This window comes from Streptomyces silaceus (assembly GCF_001419745.1).
Taxonomy (GTDB): Bacteria; Actinomycetota; Actinomycetes; order Streptomycetales; family Streptomycetaceae; genus Streptomyces; species Streptomyces silaceus.
Map to the genome: position 1 here is coordinate 1 of NZ_LIRJ01000526.1, position 2,950 is coordinate 2,950.

The window sequence follows — 2,950 nt, forward strand, 5'->3', positions numbered from 1 at the left end:
GCCGGCCGATCGGCCGGCAGTCAGTGGTCCGGCACTCAGTCGGTGGCCGCGACGGCTTCCTCGACCGAGGTGTGGATCGGGAACACCTTGGTCAGACCGGTGATCCGGAAGATCTTGAGAATGCGCTCCTGGTTGCAGACCAGGCGCAGCGAGCCCTCATGGGCACGCACACGCTTCAGGCCGCCGACCAGCACGCCGAGCCCGGTGGAGTCGAGGAAGTCCACGCCCTCCATGTCGACGACCAGATGAAAACTGCCGTCGTTCACCAGCTCGACCAACTGCTCGCGCAGCTTGGGCGCGGTATAAACATCGATTTCGCCACCGACCTCGACGACCGTACGATCGCCGACGGTACGGGTCGACAGGGACAGGTCCACGGATCCTCCAGCACCTTGCTATCGAGCGGTCATCCCTCGGGACACCTCGGCAGAGCCCCCAGGACGGATCGCCAGCCGCGATGGCATTCAATCACTTACCGGCAGGCGCGCACGACGCCTTGGGACCATTGTCCATCCCGCCAGTGACACACTCGATGCCGATGGCCAAAATTTCCCCTCCCGGAGAACCCACTGCGGGCACCCCGGCACGCACGTCCCCGCGGACGGTCCTGGACCGCCTCACCACGGGGCCGAGCCGTGCATCGCGCGTCACTCATACGGAGCACTTGCCCCCACGTGAGGCCCGGTATGCAGTCTGGCCCGACCGCATCCGCCCCGAGGTCATATCCGCCGTCCAGACCGCCGGCATCGAGCACCCCTGGGCCCACCAGGCGCTCGCCGCCGAGCACGCGCTGGACGGGGACTCCGTGGTCGTCGCCACCGGCACCGCCTCCGGCAAGTCCCTGGCCTACCTCACCCCCGTCCTCTCCGCCCTCCTGGACGGCTCAGAGGCCCCCAACGGCCGCGGCACCACCGCCCTGTACCTCGCCCCCACGAAGGCCCTCGCCGCCGACCAGCGCCGCGCCGTCCGCGAACTCGCCGCCCCGCTCGGCAACGCGGTGCGTCCCGCCGTGTACGACGGCGACACCCCCGTCGAGGAACGGGAATGGGTCCGTCAGTACGCCAATTACGTCCTGACCAACCCCGACATGCTGCACCGCGGGATACTCCCCTCCCACCCCCGCTGGTCCTCCTTCCTGCGCGCCCTGCGCTACGTCGTCATCGACGAGTGCCACACCTACCGCGGCGTCTTCGGCTCCCACGTCGCCCAGGTCCTGCGCCGCCTGCGCCGCCTCTGCGCCCGCTACGGCTCCGAGCCCGTCTTCCTCCTCGCCTCCGCCACCTCCGCCGAACCGGCCCTCTCCGCGGAGCGCCTCACGGGCCTGCCCGTGAAGGAGGTCGCCGACGACGCCTCACCCCGCGGCGACCTCGTCTTCGCCCTCTGGGAACCCCCTCTCACCGAGCTCCACGGCGAGAAGGGCGCCCCCGTCCGCCGCACCGCTACCGCCGAGACCGCGGACCTGCTCACCGACCTGACCGTCCAGGGCGTCCGCTCGGTCGCCTTCGTACGCTCCCGGCGCGGCGCCGAGCTGATCTCCGTGATCGCCCAGGAGCGCCTCGCCGAGGTCGACCGCTCCCTCGCCCGCCGCGTCGCCGCCTACCGCGGCGGCTATCTCCCCGAGGAGCGCCGCGCCCTGGAGCGCGCCCTCCACTCCGGCGAACTCCTCGGCCTCGCCGCCACGACCGCGCTCGAACTCGGCGTCGACGTCTCGGGGTTGGACGCCGTCGTCATCGCCGGCTACCCGGGGACGCGGGCCTCCCTCTGGCAGCAGGCCGGGCGGGCGGGGCGCTCGGGGCAGGGCGCGCTCGCCGTCCTCGTCGCCCGCGACGATCCGCTGGACACGTATCTCGTCCACCATCCCGAGGCGCTGTTCGACCAGCCCGTGGAGTCCACGGTCCTCGACCCCGACAACCCGTACGTCCTCGCGCCCCACCTGTGCGCCGCCGCCGCCGAACTTCCGCTGGTCGAGGAGGACTTCGCCCTCTTCGGTCCGGCAGCCGAAGGGCTGTTCCCCCAGCTGGAGGCCGCGAAGCTGCTGCGGCGCCGGACCAAGGCCTGGCACTGGACCCGCCGGGAGCGGGCCGCCGACCTCACCGACATCCGCGGCGAGGGCGGCAAGCCCGTCCAGATCGTCGAGGAGGGCACGGGGCGGCTGCTCGGCACCGTCGACGCGTCCGCCGCGCACACCACCGTCCACGAAGGCGCGGTCCACCTCCACCAGGGCCTCACCTATCTCGTGCGCCACCTCGACCTGGAGGACTCGGTGGCGCTGGTCGAGGAGGCCGTGCCGCCGTACTCCACGACCGCGCGCGACACGACGGCGATCTCCGTCCTGGAGACGGACGTCGAGGTTCCCTGGGGTCCGGGGCGGCTCTGCTACGGCTCCGTCGAGGTCACCAACCAAGTCGTCTCCTTCCTGCGTCGCAGACTCATCACCGGCGAGGTGCTCGGCGAGACCAAACTGGACCTCCCGCCTCGTACGCTCCGTACGCGCGCGGTGTGGTGGACGGTCACCGAGGACCAGTTGGACGCCGCCCGCATCAACCCCGAGATCCTCGGCGGCGCCCTGCACGCCGCCGAGCACGCGTCCATCGGCATGCTGCCGCTGTTCGCCACGTGCGACCGCTGGGACATCGGCGGTGTCTCCGTCCCGCTGCACCCGGACACGCTCCTTCCCACGGTCTTCGTGTACGACGGCCACCCCGGCGGGGCGGGGTTCGCCGAGCGTGCCTTCCACACGGCGAAGGAATGGCTCACGGCGACCCGCCAGGCGATCGCCTCCTGCGAATGCGAGGCCGGCTGCCCGTCCTGCATCCAGTCGCCCAAATGCGGCAACGGCAACGACCCCCTCCACAAACGAGGCGCGGTCCGCCTCCTGTCGACCCTCCTGAGGGACGCAACGGAGGCCGGGTAGCCCGGGGGGCGTCTGCGCCTGTCTCTATACACAACT

General features: G+C 71.4%; 2 protein-coding genes. One reads left to right on the forward strand and one right to left on the reverse strand.

Annotated elements, in window-relative coordinates; translation table 11 throughout:
• Positions 1-35: 35 nt before the first annotated feature.
• Positions 36-377, reverse strand: a complete 342-nt coding sequence (bldG, locus tag AOK22_RS35810; protein ID WP_003975386.1) for an anti-sigma factor antagonist BldG — start codon at positions 375-377, stop codon at positions 36-38.
• A gap of 80 nt (positions 378-457) precedes the next feature.
• Here bldG and AOK22_RS35815 point away from each other — a divergent pair, with 80 nt between their 5' ends.
• Positions 458-2,914: a DEAD/DEAH box helicase gene (locus tag AOK22_RS35815; protein ID WP_079037042.1), complete on the forward strand. Its 2,457-nt coding sequence runs from the start codon at positions 458-460 to the stop codon at positions 2,912-2,914.
• Positions 2,915-2,950 lie beyond the last annotated feature (36 nt).

What these genes read in the sequence shown, in the direction of transcription:
- AOK22_RS35815 (WP_079037042.1), top strand. Translation starts at nt 458, where the DNA reads ATGGCATTCAATCACTTACCGGCAGGCGCGCACGACGCCTTGGGACCA.